We start from the raw sequence: 17710 nt of genomic DNA, 5'->3' as shown, positions 1-17710 counted from the left end.
GGCAATATGAGTGCAAAACCTGCTGTCTTCGCACACCGCGGCGCTCGTCGCGTGGCGCCGGAGAACACCTTGCCCGCCTTTGCGCGCGCATTGGAGATGGGGGTGGCCGGCATCGAGCTCGACGTTCACCGCAGCGCCGATGGGCGTCTCGTCGTCATTCATGATTTCACCGTCGATAAGACCACGAACGGCCGGGGCTGCGTCGAGCAGATGAGCGCGGCGGAGCTGCGGCGACTTGACGCCGGCGGTTATTTCGACTCGAAGTTCGCCGGCGTTCAGATTCCGTTTTTGGAGGAAGTGCTCGAGCTCGTCGGCGACCGTTGCCGATTGAATATTGAGATCAAGAGCACGCACCCCTACGCCGACGACGCCTCCGCAGGCGTGGCGGCGCTTATCCGCGAACGCAACCTGTACGACCAGGTGATCGTCTCCAGCTTCAACCCGATCACCCTGATCAAGATGCGCCATCTTGACCCCAGGATCGCGCTCGGGATGCTCTACGACGCCTCCATGCCGGCGTTCCTGCGTCGGGTGTGGGCCGGGCCGCCGATTCGACCGGAGGCGCAACATCCTCATCACGCCCTGATCGACGCCGAGTTCATGGCGTGGGCGCGCAGCCTGCCGGCAGCCGTCAACACGTGGACGGTCAACGAAGTCGAAGAGGCGCGACGCCTTGCCGCCTTAGGCGTCGATGTCATCATCACCGACGTCCCCGACCAGATTATGATGGGGCTGGCCTCGCCCGCCATTTCGCCAGCGTGATGGCTCCGGAGAAACAGATGACGACGGCGACGGCGCCTGGCAAGATCATCCTCGTCGGCGAACACGCCGTCGTGTATGGGCGACCGGCCATCGCAGCGCCGGTCTGGCAATGCGTGGCGACGGCGGCGATTGCGCCTGCACCGCCTGCAAGCGGCGTCACCATCTCCGCCGTGGACATTGATCGCCGCTTTGCGCTGGCGGAGGCGGGCGACGATGAGCCGCTGGCGGTCGTCGCCCGGTTGGCGATGAAGCATCTTGGCGTGCAGAATCTTCCCGATCTGCACATTGAACTGCACAGCGACATCCCCATCGCCGGCGGTTTGGGCAGCGGCGCTGCGCTGAGCACGGCGTTGGTGCGCGCACTCTTCGCCCATTTCGGCCAGGTCGTCGAACCGGAGGTCGTCAGCGCCATCGTCTATGAAAGCGAGCGCTTCTATCATGGCGCGCCCAGCGGCATCGACAACACCGTCGTCGCCTTTGGTCAACCGATCTGGTTCATCAAGGGCAAGGCAGCCGAACCCTTCTGGCCTGCGGCTCCGCTGACGTTGGTCATCGCCGACAGCGGCGTTCCCAGCCCAACGAAAGAGACGGTCGGCGCAGTGCGACGTCTTTGGGAGCGAGAAACGGCGCGTTGCGAGGCCATTTTTGACGAAATCGCCGGGCTGGCGCAGCGGGCGCGCCTGGCCATCGAGCAGGGCGATCAGAGAACGCTGGGACAGCTTTTCGACGCCAATCAAGCGTTGTTGGAGGCGCTCACGGTCAGTTCGGAGACGCTGGAGAGGCTGATCGACGCCGCCCGCCGGGCAGGGGCATTAGGCGCGAAACTGAGCGGCGGCGGTCGCGGAGGCAACATCATCGCCCTGGTGGAGCCGGCGCGCATCGATGCGGTGTCCGCTGCGCTGAGGACGTCAGGCGCCCGGCGCGTCATCGTCACCCGGATAGAGCCTCGCTCTTTTGGGGCTCATTCTCACCGACCGGCAACCAGAGGGTCAGGGTGAGCGTTTTCTCCGCTCCGTATTCGACGGTCAAGTGTCCACCGTGCAAGCGGGCGACGCTGCGCGCAATGGTCAGGCCGAGGTCAGCGTCAATTTCGTTCATCCACGCCTGTTTGATCGTTTCTACGTCTTCGTGCAGCGGCGGTGTCAGCGTTTCAGCGCGATCGCAGCGAAAATAAAAACCGATGTAGGGTGCATTGTACATGACGCCGCTTTCCACGGCGCCAGAACCGGATTTGCAGACGCGTTGCGCATATTCATGCAGCCGGCGCAACGCTTCGGAGAGGAGACGGACATCCCCGTGTATAATGGCATCCCTTTCTTGAGCAGTCGACTTCGCCTCCGGCAGCTTAGATTGGGGGCAATCGGCGCATTCGCCGAGAATATCTTTCCAGAGCGTATATGCGTTGATCGGTTCAATATGATGCAGCGCGCCTGACAGACTCTGGAGCTCCGCCATCAGCAAAAAGTTTTCGATCAGATGCTGCAGGCGCCGACCGCCCTCCAGAATGGCTTGCGCCACCATGCGCAGCTCTTCAGCCTCGATGGAATTGTCGCTGGCGGCCAACAGTTCTGCATAGCCCAGGATAAAGGTCAACGGGTTGCGAAATTCGTGTTGCAACAGGCCGACGATCTGACTGCGCAGCTGCTCCATGTTGCGCTCAATTTCCGCCTCGATCAACTGACGTCGCTTGAGTGCATTTTCGACGGACGCAACCAGATCTTTGGGATCGACCGGTTTGGTCAGATAGTCTTCGACGCCGATTTCTTTGGCGCGGCGTTGATTTTCCGCCGCACTATAGGCCGTGAGAAAAATGACGGGCAAGAGTCGGAAGTCCGGATCGCTGCGCAGGCGCTGCAGGAACGCGTACCCATCCATCACAGGCATGGCGATGTCACAGATGATCACGTCCGGTGTAAAGCGACGAAGCGCTTCCAGCGCCTCGCGGCCATTGTAGACGCCTGTGACGCGGTAGCCGTAGAATTGCAGCATCTCGGTGAGCGCCAGATTGAGATTTGCATCGTCCTCCACCAATAGGACCGACGCCTTATTCTCTTGTTGGCTTTTATCTGAAAAGGTGCTCATCAGGTTCGTTTTTCATTGCGGGCTCCGGAGAAGCCTGACCACAGTGGACAACTGTCGCTAAAGATTTTGTCGGCCTTCTCCATCTTTCCCGCCTTTTCTCCGGTTAAACGCGCCCTTGTTAAAGAGCTTAAGCGTTAGAAAGTTGCAAATCTGTAAACTAAAGTCCTGATACGGGTGAACCCTTGCGCTACGGTGCAACAAATCCCTACCGGACAGGATGCATCCGGATGGGTGAGTGCAGCGTGTTTTCTGTTTCACGCAAACGGATGTCGTTATGGCGTCGGTTCCACCGGCTTGAGCACAAAGACGCCCAGTGGAGGCAGACGAAGGGGGGCCGAGAACTTACAATTTTGCCATGGCAAGTCCTGAGCCGCGATCAATCCTGTGTTTGTCACCCCGCTGCCGCCGTAGATCGTCCAGTCGCTGTTGAGCACCTCGCGGTAAAAGCCGCGGATCGGCAGCCCAACGCGGTAGGACTCGCGCACGACGGGGGTGAAGTTGCAGACGAAAATGAGCATCTCCGAAGGCTCCTTGGCGCGGCGCTGGAAGCTGATGATCGACTGTTCGGCGTCGGTGAAGTCGATCCACTGAAAGCCTTCCCAACTGTAATCCACCTCAAAGAGCGCCGGCTCATGGCGATAGAAATGGTTCAGATCGCGCACGAAGCGCTGCAGCTTCCGGTGGTCTTCAAATTGCAGCAGGTGCCAATCCAGGCTGCGCGCCTCGCTCCATTCCGACCACTGCCCGAATTCGCCGCCCATAAACAGCAGCTTCTTGCCGGGATGTCCATACATGTAGGCGTAGAGGGCGCGCAGGTTGGCGAACTTCTGCCAGACGTCGCCGGGCATCTTGTCGAGCATCGACTTTTTGAGATGCACCACCTCGTCGTGGCTGAAGGGCAAGATGAAGTTCTCGTGGAAGGCGTAGATCAGGCTGAAGGTGATCTCGTTCTGATGGTAGCGTCGATAGATGGGGTCTTTTTGCATGTAGCTGAGCGTGTCGTGCATCCACCCCATGTTCCACTTGTAATCGAAGCCGAGGCCGCCCATGTAGGTGGGGCGGGTCACCATCGGCCAGGAGGTGCTCTCTTCGGCGCAGGTGATGGCGCCGGGCGCGTGCTCATGCACAAGCTCGTTGAAGCGCCGCAGAAAGTCGATCGCCTCCAGGTTTTCGCGACCGCCGTACTTGTTGGGAATCCACTCTCCGGGGCTGCGACTGTAGTCTAGATAGAGCATGGAGGCGACGGCGTCGACGCGCAGGCCGTCGATGTGATATTTTTTGAGCCAAAAGAGGGCGTTGCTGAGCAGGAAGTTGCGCACTTCGTTACGACCGTAGTTGAAGATCTTGGTGCCCCAGTCGCGATGTTCGCCCTGGCGAGGATCGGCGTGTTCATAGAGATGGGTGCCGTCAAAGAAGGCCAAACCATGTGCATCGCGCGGGAAGTGCGCGGGCACCCAGTCCAATATCACGCCGACGCCGTGCTGATGGCAGTAGTCGACGAAGTACATGAAGTCGTCCGGCGTGCCAAAGCGGCTGGTCGGCGCATAGTAGCCGGTGACCTGATAGCCCCAGGAGCCATCGAAGGGATGCTCGGCGATCGGCATCAGCTCGATGTGGGTGTAGCCCATTTCTTTCACATAGTCAACCAGTTGGTGCGCCAGCTCGCGATAGTTGAGAAATGAATTTCCTTCTCCTCTCCGCCAGCTTCCCAGATGCACTTCGTAGATGCTCATGGGCCGATCGAGCGCCTGCGTCTGTGCGCGCCGCTCCATCCACTCCTGGTCGTTCCATTGATAGGAATCGATGTCCCATACGCGCGTGTCGGTGCTGGGGCGCACTTCAAAGTAGAAGCCGTAGGGGTCGGATTTGTCGATTTCATAGCCCAGGAACTGGGATTTGATCGAGTATTTGTAGTGCATTCCCTTGGGCAGGTTGGGAATGAACGTCTCCCAGACGCCGCCGTCCCCACGACGCTGCATCGGGTTGACGCGATTGTCCCACGCGTTGAACGGCCCGATCACGCTGACGCGCAGGGCATTCGGCGCCCACACCGCAAAGTGCACGCCCTGGACGCCCTCCACCGTGCGGATGTGTGCGCCCAAGCGTTCGTAGCTTTCTAGAAAATTGCCTTCGCCGTGCAGATAAAGCTCAAAATCGGTCAGGAGCAAGGGGAAGCGATAGGGGTCCTCCAGCTCGTGCTCTGCATCATCTCCGCCTAGCGCGACGATGCGATAGGGGAAGATTTCCTTGCGCTCCGGAAAAGTGGCCTCGAAAAAGCCGGCGGGATGGACGCGCTGCATCGGCGTGCGCGCGCCGCTGGCGAGCTCCAGCACATCGACCGCCTTGTCCAGCGGGCGAAAGACGCGGATCGCCACCATTTCCTGCCCATCGACGCGCACCACATGAGGGCCCAAAATCTGGTAGGGCGCGCCGTGGTAGCCGCCGACGATCGCCTCGATTTCGGCGCGATCCGCCGTGGTCTCGGGTTCAGCCGGCGCAGCCGTCGGAGCAGGCTCCGGCGACGCCGATTCGGCGGGTGCGGCGTCGTCCAGGCTCGGCGTCGCCGTTGGCTGAACGTCCTCGAGAGTTTTCGCCTGTGAAGTTTCGCTGCGCAGGGCTTCGTCCGGTTTCTTGGCTTGCATCTGCTGCGCACTTTCCTGCAGCGTGCTCTGTTTGGTTTCTGCGCCGGTCTGTGGAGTCGTCTTCTTGCGGTTCATTGTGTGATCTCCGCTCTTGCGTTTGGATGGCGGCTGGATGGCTGAGGAGCGAGGCGTTGCGTCTCGCTCAAGGGACGTTCTCCCCGGTTGCGTCTGAATTCGTCGCTACGCGAGATGAAGGTGCGCTTCAACAGTGTACCATGAAAACGCAAAGAGACCGAAGCGAGCCTCAGATTTTCTGGACGTCGTGTGAACGGCTCTCGCGCACGCCGGCCGCCGAGATTTCGATGAATTCGGCCGTTCGTTGCAGCTCTTCGATGCAATGCGCGCCGCCGTAGCTGAGACCGGAGCGCAGGCCGCCCACCAGCTGGTGGAGAATCTCCGCCACCTGCCCTCGGTAGGGCACGACGGCCTCGACCCCTTCCGGCACCACTTTGTCCCAGTCTTGCTGCTCTTCGGCGCTTTCGTCGCCGTTCTGCTCTGCGCTGCGCCTTCCGATCACTGCGCCCAGGGAAGCCATGCCGCGCACCACCTTGACCTTTTGCCCGTCGCGGATGACCGGCGCGCCCGGCGCTTCCTCGCAACCGGCGAAAAGGCTGCCGATCATCACCGTGCTGGCGCCGGCGGCGAGCGCCTTCACCAGGTCGCCCGAGGAGCGGATGCCGCCGTCGGCGATCACGGGCGTGTCAAGCCCCGCCTCGCGCAACCCGCGCACGGCGTCCATGATGGCGGTCAGCTGCGGGACGCCAAAGCCGGTCACGACGCGGGTCGTGCAGATCGAGCCGGGGCCAATGCCCACTTTGACCGCATCGGCGCCCGCCTCGGCCAGGTCGCGCGCGCCCTCCGCCGTCGCCACATTGCCGGCGACGATTTGGGCGTCGGGGAAGTTGCGGCGCAAGGTCTGCAACATCTCGATGCAGTGATCGGCGTGACCGTGCGCAATGTCGAGCACCAGCACATCGACGCCGGCCTTCACCAACGCCTCCGCGCGCTGCAACTCTCCCGGCTTGACTCCGATCGCTGCGCCGACGAGCAGACGCCCCTGCGCATCCATGCTCGCCTGCGCCCGATGTTCGATGCGCTCCACATCCCGCGAGGTGATCAGCCCGACGACCGCCCCCTCGCGATCGACCACCGGCAGCTTTTCGAGCCGATGCTCGTAGAGGATGGCGCGCGCCTCCGCCGAGGTGACCGAAGGCCCCACGGAAACGATGTGATCGGCGGGCGTCATCGCCTGCGCCACCGTCTGCACGCTTTCGGGAGCGAGCAGCAGATCGCGCCGCGTGATGATGCCCACCAGCCGGCCATTCGGGTCGACGACGAGCAGCCCGCCGACCTCGTGCTTGTCCATCAACTTTTTCGCTTCTGCGATAGAGGCGTCGGCGAAAACCGTGTACGGATTCTCCACGATCAACCCTTGGGCGCGTTTGACCTTTTCCACTTGCCGCGCCTGCTGCTCGATGCTCATGAAGCGGTGAATGATCCCGATGCCGCCTGCACGCGCCATGGCAATGGCCATTCTCCATTCGGTGACGGTGTCCATGTTGGCGCTCAGAATCGGGATCGACAGACGGATTTTGCGCGTCAGATGCGACGAAACGTCCACGTCCATGCGCGAGCGCACGGGAGAACGCCGCGGCACGAGCAACACATCATCGAAAGTCAATCCTTTGGTCGGTCGAATTCTCATGGCGTCACTCCTTTGTGAGCACAGAATATCGGACAAATCCTCCGACGGCCCCGCCGATCCAGACTGCATTGTCCACACCGACGATCGCCGTGACATGGTTCGACGGCAGCGCGCCTTCCGTCGTTTCCTGGCGCCAGCCGTCGCCTGCATCGTAGAAGAGGCCGGCGTCCTGCGTGCCGACCCAAAGCGAGGCGCCCTGCGCAAGAATCTGCGTGACGGCGCGCTCGCCGACCGCCGGAACCGGCGCGACGGCGCCGTTGCGCAGTTCAACCAGGCCGGCGTCGGTGCCGATGTAGAGCAGATCGCCGTCCTTCGCCAGCGCCGTGATCGCGTTGCTGGGCAGGCCGATATTTTCGCCGGTGAAGACTTCGAGCTGATTGCGTGCAAAGCGATAGAGGCCGCCGCCGGCGCTGCCGATCCACATCGCCTCGCCATCCGGCAGCAGCGCCTGAATATTCCCGGAGGGCAGACCGGCTTCCTCCGTCAGATTGACGAAAACGGCGCCGTTCCAGATGCTGACGCCGACGCTGGTTCCCAGCCAGATGCGCCCGCGACTGTCTTCGGCGATGGCCTGCACCACGCCGTCGAGCAGGCCATCTTCCGCCGTCAGCGGCGTCCAGCTTTCGCCGTCCCAGACGCTTGCGCCCTCGCCGGCGACCCAGAGTTCGCCGTTGCGCGCCGCGTACAGCGCACGAATCGAGGCGACGCCGGCGTCCGGGAGCACTTGCGGCGGCCGGTTGGGAGCGATGATGCGCTGCACCCCGCCGTCGGTGACCGCCCACAGCGCGCCCTCCGGTCCGACGACGGCGCCGCGCACGGCGTTGCCTTTGATCCCCTCGTTGGCTTTGACGAATTTTCTCCAACCGGCGCCATCGTAGACGCTGTAGCCGTCGCCGGCCGTCGTGAAATAGAGACGGCCTTCGGCGTCAAGCGTCAGCTGCGTGAGGGGAGCGCCGGCCATGCCCTCCTCGCCCCGGAAAGCCTCCACGCACGCGGTCGTGACCGGATCGAAGCGGCAGATGGCGCCGTCGACGTCGCCGATCCACACATGGCCGTCAGGGGTGGGGGCGACGCCGACGATCAGGCGCAGCGGAAAGCCCTCGTTTGCCGCCTCTTCGGCGCTGAACACCGTCCATGCATCGCCCTCGATGCGATACAAGACGCCTTCTCCCCCTAGCCAGACGACGCCGTCTTCGGCCACGGCAACGGCGCCAATGCGGTTATTTTCCAGTGGACTGTTGGCGGCGCTGTAGAACGTGGAGTCGGGGCCGGCGGCGACGGTCACGCCGTCGTCTGCTATAACCCAGATTTGCTCCAGCGCGCCAACGACGGCGACTTTGCGCACGTTGTTGGAGGCAAGGCCGCTGTTGCGGTCGAGGTGTCGCCACTGCCCGGTGCGTGCATCGAAGACATCGATGCCGTGACGGGTGTATCCGACCACTAGATAGCCGTCCTCTGCATCGCACGCCAGTGCCGAGACGTCGTCGTAACGCAGCTCGCTGTTGCGGCTGTTCCATGAGCGCCAACCCCCGGCGCGCGGGTCGATGACCTGCAGGCCATCGTCGCTGCCGAAGAGCACGCCTAGCTCGGGCAAGGGGCAGTGGACCACCGCCGTCAGGCGATTGGCCGTCAGCCCGTTGAGGGTGGTGAATTTCACAGGCGTTGCGCTGCCGCGCGTCCACGCCAGCGCGCCGCCGTCGCTGGCGATCCAGATCGTGTTGCCGACGACGGCGAGATCGTTCATCCAGTTGCCGTCCGAGACCACAGTCCAGGCCTGACTGCTGCGGACAGGAGCGGGCGTCGGCGTAGGCGTCACCAGGCTGGCGATGGCGATCGCCGTCAATTGCGCGACGGTGGGAGTGGGCGAGGGAGGTGCAATCACTTCCCCTCGCAACGCCGAAGTCGGCGCAGGGGGCGGCGTCGTTTGAGGCGTCGCCCCGGCTGCGACTGCTTCCGGCTCGAAGAACGAAACGCTTTGCAGAAGGCGGGTGAACGCTTGTTCCGTTTCCGCCGCCCAAATTACAGAAGGCGCCGTAGCGGCTGCGACAAAAACCTGTCCTGAACCGTGGGGCGCAACCACGATGCGCGCCTCAACGGGCTCGCCGTCCACCGTTCCCTGGATGGAGAGCGCCACGCCGCTGCGGCCACCCACCGAAATCGACTCCTGTGCGTTCATCTCGCCTGCGGTGCGTTCCAGCAATGGCCGGGCAATGCGCAGGGCCGTTTCTTCCAAAGAGCTATTTGTGGGCAGCCCAAAGGTGGTCAACGGGAGCACGTCCAGGCCAATGGTGGAGACGTTGTCGGCCTGGTGTTCGTCGGTCGCCGAGACGATGCGCGTCAGCGTGATCGCCGCTCCCTGCATGGCGACCTCATAACCGGGCGGCGGCTGCACTCGATACCCGCCCGTCGACGCAACGAGGCGGACGTCTGCAACCGGCATGGGAGTGGGCGTGAGGGTGGGCGTCGCCGTGCGCGTGGGCGTAGGCGCCGGTCGAATGGTGACCGCGGGCTGGCTGCGCAGGGTCAACCCGATCAACCCGATCAGCGCCACAAGCAACAGCAAAGTAATTCCTGCTGAGACCGCTCGAAAGCTTGACGAACGCACCGAATTCTCCTCACTTCGTCCGTTGCCGCACGCTCTGGGGCGCGCGTACGCCGGACGTAGAACGCCAGATTTTCGCCGCAACGCCGACTCGGCGTAAAAATTTTACCATCGGAATGTGGTCGGACAAAGGTTTGGGCGAGAAGCGGTGAAGCTCTCAGGAGGAGGAAAGTTGAGCGAAGCTTCTTTTTGCGTTAATTGATCGCCTGGCTGGAATCGGGTACAATGAAACAAATCCGTGCACCAGGAGCTTTGCCATGAACCTCGACGGATTGCTCAGCGAGCTTGAGCGCCGCGTGCCCGCCGATCGTCTGTTGCGAAAATCCGCCCAACTGGCGCCCTATGAATCCGATGCGCTGACGGCATTTCGTTCTCGGCCGGCGGCCGTGTTGTTGGCCGCGACGCAGGAGGAGGTCATCCAGGCCGTGCGTCTGTGCCATCGCTACGGCGTCCCCTTCGTGGCGCGTGGCAGCGGCACCAGCCTCTCCGGCGGCTCGTTGCCGGTGGAGAACGGTCTCGTCATTGCGCTCAATCGCCTCAATCGCATCCTGCGCCTGGACCCTGCGCAGCGCATCGCCGTCGTCGAGCCAGGCGTGATCAACCTGGACGTCTCCCGCGCGGCCGCTCCGCACGGCCTCTACTACGCGCCTGACCCCTCCAGCCAGCTCATCTGCACGATCGGCGGCAATGTTGCATTCAACTCCGGCGGCGCGCATTGCCTGAAATATGGCATGACCGTCAACCACGTGCTCGGTCTTAAAGCCGTGCTGCCTGACGGAGAAGTGGTGCAATTGGGCGGCGAGAGCCTGGAACAGGTCGGCCCCGACCTGACGGGCTTTTTTGTCGGCTCCGAAGGGCTGTTCGGCGTCGCGTTGGAGATCGCGCTGCGGCTCCTACCGAAGCCGGAATGCTATCGCACCGTGCTGGCTGCGTATGACTCGCTGCAGGCGGCGGGCGACGCCGTGGCGAGCGTGGTGGCTTCGGGGTTGTTGCCCGGCGCCATGGAGATCATGGATGCGCTCGCCATCGAAGCCGCGGAGGCGGCGGTGCAGGCCGGCTACCCGCGCGATGCAGCTGCGCTCCTGATCGTGGAGTTGGAAGGCGAACGCATCCAGGTCGAAGCGGAGTTCGCCCATCTGATGCAGGTCATCGAAGGCTCGAATCCCAAGACGGTCGCCGTCGCCAAAGATGACGCCGACCGCGCCCGCATCTGGAAAGGCCGCAAGAGCGCGTTTTCGGCGGTCGGTCGGCTCAGCCCGGATTATCTGGTGCAAGACGGCGTGGTTCCCCGCAGTCGGCTCGGCGAGGCATTGGCGACCATCGAACGACTGAGCCAAGACTATGGGCTGCGCGTCGCCAACGTCTTCCACGCCGGCGACGGCAACCTGCATCCGCTCATCCTCTTCAACGGGCGCATTCCGGGCGAGCTGGAGCGCGCCGAGGCGCTGGCGGGCGAAATCATCCAGATGTGCATTGCGTTGGGCGGCTCCATCACCGGCGAGCATGGCGTCGGCATGGAAAAGCGCCAGCATATGTCCTCGATGTTCACCGAGACCAACCTCCAGGTCATGGCCGAGCTGCGTCGCGCGCTCGACCCGGGCGAGCTGGCCAATCGCGGCAAGATGTTCCCGCAAGGCGAAGCGCCTGCGCTGCACGCCCACGGCCCGCATCCGCTTGAAGCGCAGGGCTTGATTTCACGAATGTAGACAGAGAGCAATCATGACCACGTTGACGACCCTCGCCCCGCAAAGCTACGAAGATGTGCAGGCGGCGATCTGCCAACATGGGCGCATCTTCGTCCGCGGCGCCGGCTCCAAGCCGGCGCTTGCCCCACCTTTCGTCGACGGCGACGATGCGGCGCTCCTGGACATGCGAGGGCTGCGCGGCGTCGTCGAGTATGAGCCTGGCGAGTTTGTCTTCACGGCGCGGGCCGGCTCTTCGTTGCGCGAGATCGCCGCCCTGCTCGCCGAACATGGCCAGTATCTTCCCTTTGACCCGCCGTTGGTCGACCAGGGCGCCACGCTCGGCGGAACCATCGCTGCAGGGCTGAGCGGGTCGGGGCGTCATCGCTACGGCGGGCTGCGCGACTTTCTCATCGGCGTGCGCTTCGTCGATGGACAGGGCCGGTTGGTGCGCGGCGGGGGCAAAGTCGTCAAGAACGCCGCCGGCTTCGACCTGCCCAAGCTGATGATCGGCAGCCTGGGGCGGCTAGGCGTCATCGTCGAGGCTAGCTTCAAAGTCTTCCCGCAGCCGCCCGCCTACGCGACGCTGCGCGTGACGCAGCCTTCGCTTGATGCGGCGCTGACCACCATCGCCCGCCTCAACGGCTCCAGCTTCGACCTCGAGGCGTTCGATCTCGTCTTTGAAGAGGAGCGGCCGACGCTCTACATCCGCCAGGGCGGGTTCGCCGCAGCGCTGGCGGAGCGGCAGGAGCGTCTGCGCGCCTGGCTGGGGGGCGGCGAGCCGCTCCCAGAGCCGGAGGAGGCGGCTTTCTGGTCGGCGGGTCGAGAGTTCGCCTGGGCGCCGGCGACATGGGCGCTGGTCAAGACGCCGGTCACGCTCAACGTCATTCCTGCGCTCGATCAGGCGCTGCAGGCCGCCGGCGCGCAACGGCGCTACGTCGCAGGCGCTGCGCTGGCGTGGATCGCCTGGCCGGGCGACCTGGGTCAACTCGACGCCTATCTCACCCAGCTCCAACTGGGAGGGCTTGCGCTGCGCGGAGAGGCGGAGTGGCCCTTCGTCGGCGTGCGCAACGGCGCGTCGCTCATTGCGCGCGTCAAGCGCGTGCTCGACCCGTTCCATCGTTTCCCAATTCTGTGAGTCGCTGCGTATGCTGCACACCATTCCCGTCGATGCACTGGGGCCACAGGGCGAGGCGATGGCGAAAGCCGTCGAAACCTGCGTGCATTGCGGCTTCTGTCTCGCCTCCTGCCCCACCTATCGCGTCCTGGGCGAAGAGATGGACTCGCCGCGCGGGCGCATCTTTCTTATGAAAGAGGCCCTGGAAGGTCGGATTGAAACTTCCGAGGCGCTCCCGTTCATCGACCGCTGTCTGGGCTGCATGGCCTGCGTCACGGCCTGTCCCTCCGGCGTCGAGTACGGCCATCTGCTGACGCCCTTCCGCGCCCGCGCCGAAGAGGCGCGCCGCCGGCCGCCGCTCAACCAGGCGGTGCGCACGCTGATTCAGGAGACGCTGCCCTATCCTCAGCGCTTCCGTCTGGCCGTGCAGAGCGGTCGCCTGGGGCGGTGGATGCGCCCCTTGCTCCCTGCGCCGATCGGCGCCATGCTCGACCTCCTGCCTGAACGCCTGCCGGAGGCGCCGCCGTTGCCGGAAGTCTATCCGGCGCAGGGCAAACGCCGCGCACGCGTGGCGCTGCTGGCGGGCTGCGTGCAACGGGTGCTGGCGCCGCAGATCAACTGGGCGACGCTGCGCGTGCTCGCCCGCAACGGCGTCGAAACCATCGTCCCGCGCGGCCAGGGATGCTGCGGTTCGCTCTCTTTGCACATCGGCGAGGCTGCGCATGCGCGTGCGCTGGCGCGACGCAATTTCCAGGCGTTTCCTGCCGACGTCGACGCCATCATCACCAACGCGGCGGGCTGCGGCTCCGGCATGCAGGAGTATGGGCTGCTCTTCGCCGGCGAGCCGGACGCCGACCTGGCGGAAACGTTTGGGAACCGTGTGCGCGACGTCAGCGTTTTTTTGGATGAACTGGGCGTCGAAACGCCCCCGCCTCTGCCGCAGCCGCTGACGGCGGCCTACCACGACGCCTGTCATCTGGCGCACGCTCAACGGGTGACGGCGCCGCCGCGACGACTGCTCAGCCAGATTGCCAATCTGCGCCTCGTCGAGATCCCTGAAGGAGAGCTTTGCTGCGGCTCGGCGGGGACGTATAATCTAGAACAGCCGGAGCTGGCGCGCGCCATCGGCGAACGTAAGGCGCGCAATATTCTGAGCACCGCAGCCGAAGCAGTCATTACAGGCAACATCGGCTGCATCGCTCAAATCAAGACGCATTTGGAACTGCTGGGCAAGCCGCTTCCCCTCTGGCATACAGTGCAGGCGTTGGATTGGGCGTATCGGGGACAGCCGTTGGGAAGCGATGGCTCCGTTTGAAAGGGAATTCGTCATGTCAAAGTTTGTGCGCATCAAAACTGAACTGCGCGAGCTCAGACTGCTCAAACAGGCGCTGGACGACCTCAAGCTGGACTATCAGGAGAATCAACGCTACACGCATCGATGGAGCGGCTTTTCCGGCGAGGTGGCGCTGCTTGTGCAGGCGCGAGGCGCAACCTTTGCCTTTCGCCCGACGACGGAAGGCGCATACGAGGCGATCGGCGACGACATGCAGTTGAAGGCGGTTCAGACGCATCTCAACGCCATTCAGCAGCGCTACGCCTATCACAAAGTCCTGGAAGAGACGCAGGCCGCCGGCTTTGCGCTGATGGAAGAGCGCACGGGCCGCGACGGCGTGATTCGTCTGACGGTGCGCCGTTGGGCGTAGGAGAAACCTCATGCAAAGCCAGGAGATCGAAATCACCATTCTGCCTGATGGACGAGTGGAATACACCATCAAAGGCGTGAAAGGTGCAGGGTGCGAAACGATCAGCGCCCTGCTGGAGCAGCTCGGCAAAGTGGAGCAGGTGGAGCGCACGGGCGAGTATTACGAGGATGAGGCGCATGTCGACGTCACCGTCTCCGGCTCCTGAGGGGTTCATTCCTGCCCCAGACCATCCGCCGACGCCTCAAAGAGAGCGAGGCGATAGGCCGCCGGAAGGGTGGACGCTGCCGGTTGAGACGGACATTTACATCCTCCCAGATGGGCGTGTTGTCATCGCTGACTTGCCTGCTGAGCTGGTCGAGGCGACGATTCGCATCGGTTACACTGAACCTTGTGAGATAGGCGACCATGAGCCCATTGATTCCGCTGCTTGATCCATCCAGTCGGAGCCGACCTCAAATCCTTCAACTCTATCAGAACCTTGAACTTTTCAGCGAAGGCATTCCTCCTCACAACGCGCTGTTTGTGTTGGATCGCCGCGTGGACGCCGGCGGACGGATTCGCAGCCAGCTTCTGATCGTCGATCCGCCCGCCGACGCACTGGAACGTTTCCGCCTGGAGGACGAGGTGGCGGCACTCTACACCGGCGAGCGTCCGCGGGCGCCGCTGCCCCTGGTGGAGCTGGTTCCCGGCGGTGTGGCGCACGTGCGCGTGGGCGATCATTTTCTGGACGTCTACGTGCAAAAATCGGGCACTGTGGTCTATTTGCCTGCCGTCGGCGTGCTCATGAGCGGCGACTACGCCAGCGACGCCTTGCCTCCGCGCATCGTCCCGGGCTCCGACGGAAGCGACGAGTTGGAGACGCTGCGGCTGTTGGCCCGGCTGATCAAACAGGAGAATTTTCAGCTCTGCGTGCCATACGTCGGTTCAACCGTCAGAGAGAAGCCCAAGGTGATGGAGCGGCTGGCCGCCGACGTCGCCTATCTGCATGGTCTGCGTCGCGTGGTGCCCGGCCTGCTCCAGCGCGGAGAGCCGCTGGAGACCATCGAGCGCATCGCCGATTCGCTGCTGCCCGAAGATCGCAGGTCGAGGGAGGCGCAGGCTGTGCACGTCGCCAACTTAAGCGCGTTGACCGGCATCGCCATCGAAGTGTGGGGAGAGACGCAGGAGATCGAGGAATAGAATCGTCGATTATCCGAACAAGCCGGCTTGCTCCGGCCGTTCTGGGTAGTCGATGTTCAGGTGTGCATATGCGGCGCGCGTGGCGACGCGGCCGCGCGGGGTGCGATCTAGGAACCCGAGCTGCAGCAGATAGGGCTCGACCACGTCCATGATCGTATCCGGCTCCTCGCTGATGCTGGCCGCCAGCGTGTCTAGCCCCACCGGACCGCCGCCGAACTTCACAATGATCGCCTGCAGCACGCGGCGATCAAGGTCATCCAATCCCAGCTCGTCGATTTCCAGGAGGCTGAGCGCCTCCTCCGCCACCGCGGCGGTGATGACGCCTTGGGCGCGCACCTGGGCGTAGTCGCGCAGGCGACGCAAGAGCCGCAGGGCCACGCGCGGGGTGCCGCGCGCGCGGCGGGCAATCGCCCAGGAGCCTTCCGGCTCGATCGGCGTCTCGAGCAAACGCGCCGCGCGCACCACAATCTCCTGCAACGCCTCCGGCTCGTAAAAATCAAAGCGCTCCACCACGCCGAAGCGCGCGCGCAGCGGAGAGGTCATCAGCGCCAGTCGCGTCGTCGCCCCCACCACGGTGAATTTGGGCAGGGTGATCTGGATATTGCGCGCGCCTGGCCCGCTGCCGACCACGATGTTGAGCGAGAAATCTTCCATCGCCGGGTAAAGAATCTCTTCGACGGCGCGCCCCAGGCGGTGAATCTCGTCGATAAAGAGGATGTCGCCTTTGCGCAAATTGGTGAGGATGGCGGCCAGATCGCCGGCCTTCTCGATGGCGGGGCCGGCGGTCACCTTGAGGTTGGCGCCCATCTCGTAGGCGAGAATGTGCGAGAGCGTGGTTTTGCCCAGGCCGGGCGGCCCGTAGAGCAACACATGGTCGAGGGCGTCCCCGCGGCGTCGCGCCGCTTCGACCAGAATCTGCATCTTGTCGCGCAGACGCTCCTGGCCGATCATCTCGCGTAAGGAGCGCGGGCGCAGCGCATGGTCGATCTGTTGATCGCCGGGCTGCGCTGCGCCGCTGAGCGCGCGGCGAGCGACCTCTGTTTGTGAAGACAATGCGCGACCGGTCGCGCTCCGTTCATCCGCCATGGGTGCACTCGTCCATTTGTTCTATAGATTGCATGCTATTATACCAGACAAACCCTCATGCGTCATTCTTGTTGCTGCACATTTGCCGGATTTATTTTGTGAAAAGCCATCAAACTTCCTGTCAGGCGGGCAAGCCGTACACCGTCCATTTTGTTTGAGACAACTGATTCAACGCAATGCTGACAAATTCTGCAAGGAGAATCGAATGCACGTGGTTCTGGAACTGATCGCCACATCCGCAGAGGATTGTGCAATCATCGAGCGCATGGGCGGCGACCGCATCGAGCTGTGCTCGGCGTTGGCCCTGGGCGGGTTGACGCCTTCCGCCGCCTTGGTGCAGCGCGCGCGGGCGGCGACGCACTTGCCGATCATGATGATGTTGCGCCCACGCGAAGGGGGATTCTGCTACAGCGCCGATGAGTTCGCCCAAATGGCGCTCGACTTGAAATTTGGACTGGCGGCGGGCGTCGATGGCTTCGTCTTTGGCTGCCTGAACCCGGATGGCTCTATCGACGCACGGCGCACCGCCCATCTCGTCGAGCTGGCGAAGGGAGCGCAGACCGTCTTCCATCGCGCCTTCGACGTCACGCCTGATCCGGCGGCGGCATTGGAAACACTCATCTCGCTCGGCGTCACCCGCGTGCTGACCTCCGGTGGACGCCCATCCGCGCTGCTCGGTGCGGAGCGCATTCGCCAACTGACGGCGCAGGCGAACGGACGCATCGAGATCATAGCCGGCGCCGGCGTGCGCAGCGAGCACGTCGCCGAGCTGGTGCGTCTCACCGGCGTGCGGCAGGTGCACGCTTCCGCAAGCCGGGTGCAGGTGGATTCCTCCACCCGCGCCAATCCAGAGCTAAATTTCGGAGGGGCGACGACGACGCAAGGCGAAGGCCATCGCAGCGTAGATCCGGAGCAGATTCGCGCGCTGCGCCGCGCGCTTTCCGAGAACAACTGAAAAAATTATCAAAATTTCTGATTGACAGCCTTTTTGTCATCGTGCTATACTCCAACTGCAAATTCCCAACGGTGAATAAAATTTACATATGTGAACAATCTGGCGTCGTCATTCCTTCGTTTAGTGGATTTCAGAGAAGGACCCCGGGAGTTTCACATCTGCGTTCTAAGGAGACAATCAAGATGAAACCACATG

General features: G+C 63.4%; 14 protein-coding genes. 9 read left to right on the top strand and 5 right to left on the bottom strand.

What is annotated here, in order from left to right; translation table 11 throughout:
* The first annotated feature begins 6 nt into the window (after positions 1 to 6).
* Both Q0367_RS06660 and mvk read left to right on the top strand, forming a co-directional pair.
* Positions 7 to 762: a glycerophosphodiester phosphodiesterase family protein gene (locus Q0367_RS06660; RefSeq protein WP_297640298.1), complete on the top strand. Its 756-nt coding sequence runs from the start codon at positions 7 to 9 to the stop codon at positions 760 to 762.
* 17 nt (positions 763 to 779) lie between these two features.
* Positions 780 to 1760: a mevalonate kinase gene (gene mvk / locus Q0367_RS06655; RefSeq protein ID WP_297640297.1), complete on the top strand. Its 981-nt coding sequence runs from the start codon at positions 780 to 782 to the stop codon at positions 1758 to 1760.
* Here mvk and Q0367_RS06650 read toward each other — a convergent pair.
* From Q0367_RS06650 to Q0367_RS06635, 4 genes are all read right to left on the bottom strand, one after another.
* Positions 1693 to 2844, bottom strand: coding sequence for a hybrid sensor histidine kinase/response regulator (locus Q0367_RS06650; RefSeq protein ID WP_297640296.1), 1152 nt, complete (start codon positions 2842 to 2844; stop codon positions 1693 to 1695). The two genes, mvk and Q0367_RS06650, sit on opposite strands and share 68 nt — an antisense overlap.
* 272 nt (positions 2845 to 3116) lie before the next feature.
* Positions 3117 to 5561 (bottom strand): 1,4-alpha-glucan branching protein GlgB, encoded by a 2445-nt coding sequence (gene glgB / locus Q0367_RS06645; protein WP_298981289.1) that lies wholly within the window; start codon positions 5559 to 5561, stop codon positions 3117 to 3119.
* Positions 5562 to 5730: 169 nt separating this feature from the next.
* On the bottom strand, positions 5731 to 7191 hold the full coding sequence (gene guaB / locus Q0367_RS06640) for an IMP dehydrogenase (RefSeq protein ID WP_297640294.1): 1461 nt from the start codon (positions 7189 to 7191) through the stop codon (positions 5731 to 5733).
* A 4-nt stretch (positions 7192 to 7195) separates the two neighbouring features.
* Positions 7196 to 9796, bottom strand: coding sequence for a two-component regulator propeller domain-containing protein (locus Q0367_RS06635; protein WP_298981288.1), 2601 nt, complete (start codon positions 9794 to 9796; stop codon positions 7196 to 7198).
* Positions 9797 to 10050: 254 nt separating this feature from the next.
* Here Q0367_RS06635 and Q0367_RS06630 point away from each other — a divergent pair, with 254 nt between their 5' ends.
* The 6 genes from Q0367_RS06630 to Q0367_RS06605 all read left to right on the top strand — a co-directional run bounded on the left by Q0367_RS06630 (position 10051) and on the right by Q0367_RS06605 (position 15474).
* A complete protein-coding gene (locus Q0367_RS06630) occupies positions 10051 to 11499 on the top strand; it encodes an FAD-linked oxidase C-terminal domain-containing protein (protein WP_298981287.1) in 1449 nt (482 codons plus the stop codon).
* Positions 11500 to 11512: 13 nt separating this feature from the next.
* Positions 11513 to 12613, top strand: a complete 1101-nt coding sequence (locus Q0367_RS06625) for an FAD-binding protein (RefSeq protein WP_298981286.1) — start codon at positions 11513 to 11515, stop codon at positions 12611 to 12613.
* A 10-nt stretch (positions 12614 to 12623) separates the two neighbouring features.
* A complete protein-coding gene (gene glcF, locus Q0367_RS06620) occupies positions 12624 to 13907 on the top strand; it encodes a glycolate oxidase subunit GlcF (protein WP_298981285.1) in 1284 nt (427 codons plus the stop codon).
* Positions 13908 to 13920: 13 nt separating this feature from the next.
* A complete protein-coding gene (locus tag Q0367_RS06615; protein ID WP_298981284.1) occupies positions 13921 to 14295 on the top strand; it encodes a DUF1257 domain-containing protein in 375 nt (124 codons plus the stop codon).
* A gap of 10 nt (positions 14296 to 14305) precedes the next feature.
* Positions 14306 to 14500: a DUF2997 domain-containing protein gene (locus Q0367_RS06610; protein WP_298981283.1), complete on the top strand. Its 195-nt coding sequence runs from the start codon at positions 14306 to 14308 to the stop codon at positions 14498 to 14500.
* A 200-nt stretch (positions 14501 to 14700) separates the two neighbouring features.
* Positions 14701 to 15474, top strand: a complete 774-nt coding sequence (locus tag Q0367_RS06605) for a hypothetical protein (protein WP_297640285.1) — start codon at positions 14701 to 14703, stop codon at positions 15472 to 15474.
* A 9-nt stretch (positions 15475 to 15483) separates the two neighbouring features.
* On the opposite strand, the gene ruvB is transcribed toward Q0367_RS06605, so the two are convergent.
* Complete coding sequence (ruvB, locus tag Q0367_RS06600; RefSeq protein WP_298981282.1) at positions 15484 to 16560, bottom strand: Holliday junction branch migration DNA helicase RuvB; 1077 nt, start codon at positions 16558 to 16560, stop codon at positions 15484 to 15486.
* Positions 16561 to 16765: 205 nt separating this feature from the next.
* Here ruvB and Q0367_RS06595 point away from each other — a divergent pair, with 205 nt between their 5' ends.
* Positions 16766 to 17515 carry a copper homeostasis protein CutC gene (locus Q0367_RS06595; RefSeq protein ID WP_298981281.1) on the top strand — a complete coding sequence of 250 codons (750 nt, stop codon included), beginning with the start codon at positions 16766 to 16768 and terminating at the stop codon, positions 17513 to 17515.
* The last annotated feature ends 195 nt before the right edge of the window (positions 17516 to 17710 follow it).

This window comes from uncultured Caldilinea sp., assembly GCF_937128415.1.
Classification (GTDB): domain Bacteria; phylum Chloroflexota; class Anaerolineae; order Caldilineales; family Caldilineaceae; genus Caldilinea.
The sequence above is the reverse complement of the archived record's forward strand: the minus strand, read 5'-3'. Positions and strand labels throughout refer to the sequence as shown.